The organism is Rummeliibacillus sp. POC4 (genome assembly GCF_003576525.1).
GTDB lineage: Bacteria > Bacillota > Bacilli > Bacillales_A > Planococcaceae > Rummeliibacillus.
This window is the reverse complement of record NZ_QWUA01000146.1, coordinates 1-1,569: the sequence shown is the minus strand read 5'-3', so window position 1 is coordinate 1,569 and position 1,569 is coordinate 1. Positions and strand designations below refer to the sequence as shown.

The 1,569-nt window shown below is 35.8% G+C and carries 1 protein-coding gene; it reads left to right on the top strand.

Annotated features, from left to right (window positions below; translation table 11 throughout):
* Positions 1–153 precede the first annotated feature (153 nt).
* On the top strand, positions 154–1,470 hold the full coding sequence (locus D1606_RS18415; protein ID WP_119417443.1) for an IS1380 family transposase: 1,317 nt from the start codon (positions 154–156) through the stop codon (positions 1,468–1,470).
* Positions 1,471–1,569: the final 99 nt, after the last annotated feature.

Sequence of the window (1,569 nt, the reverse complement as noted above, 5' to 3'; positions counted from 1 at the left end):
CCTGAATTATTCATAGAATTTTATAAATAAGCTCCTAACGCTGATTTATCAGCGTTAGGAGCTTATTATTTATGCATGAAATAAATGAAAAAAGAATCCGTTTCTGTTAAGGTTAAAACAACGACGAAATAACCAAAAGAAAGGATTCTTATAATGGCTACTTTACCTCAAATGACATTAAATTTCAATCATCAAATTAAACTATCAAATGATGGAGGCGCTCTTTCTTCGGATACAGGTGAATTTGTCTTTAGAGAATTTGATGAGAAAATTAATTTCTCCAAGACCCTTGCGAAACATCTCCATTTAAAAGATGAAAGACTGTTCTTTATTCATTCCAATATCAATTTACTTCGTCAAAAAATTTACCAAACCATCGCCGGATATGAACAAGATGATGCTGCGGATCAATTGATAAATGATCCGGTATTTACACGAGTAATTGGCACGAATCATTTAGCCTCTCAACCTAGTTTATCTCGATTTTATAAACGTTTCGATGCCCAATCGATTGAACAATGTCTTCAAGCCAATCAAGAATTGCTCGATAAGGTCCATACTTTTAGAGGATCAGAAGCACTTATCTGTGACTTAGATTCGACGCATTCAGATACCTATGGTCACCAAGAATCTGCGGCATATAACTCGCATTATGGAACAGTTGGCTTCCATCCACTCGTAGCTTTTGATGGGGTGACAGGAGACTTTCTAAAGGCTCAATTACGCCCTGGAAATGTGTATACTTCCAATGGGGTTGTAGAGTTTATCCAACCAATGATTGAACATTACAATGCAAAATTCCCTTCAACCACCTTATTTGTACGGGGAGATAGTGGTTTTGCCGTCCCTGGTTTATATGAATTATGTGAAAAAGAATCGGTTTATTATATTATCCGCTTAAAATCAAACGCAATTCTCCAACAACTTGCGGAAGAATATCACCCTTCCACTTCTCCTTCAGATATTACTAAAACAGAAGTCTATTATGAAGAAACCATTTATCAAGCAAAATCATGGGATCAACCAAGAAAAGTAATCATTTATTCGGTTCGCCCGGCTGGTGAACTTTTCTTTACGCATTCCTTTTTTGTGACGAATTTGAAAGAAGCTTTTTCTCCAAAAGCCATTGTCCTTAGTTATCAAAAAAGAGGAACGATGGAAAACTATATTAAAGAAGCCAAGAATGGCTTCAAATTAGATCAAATGAATAGCCACTCTTTCCAAGTAAATGAAGCAAAAATGATGGTAAGTCTTCTTGCTTATAACTTGACCAATTGGATGAGAACGCTCACCTTTCCAAATGCGCAAAGGAATATGCAAATTGAGACGATTCGCTCGCGGATTATTAAAGTCGCAAGTAAATTAGTCAAATCAGGGCGATCTCTTTATTTTAAGATGGCCTCTAGTTTTGTGTACCAGAAATTCTTTTGGCAGGTACTCAGTAACATTCAAAATCTACAAATAGAATAATGAAGTCAATTTCTCTTGCTCCATCTTAAAAAACGTATTCTAATTCAGGGGAGTAGTCTGCCCCAAAATAGCACTTTTTCACTCTAAAAATTGGAAAAT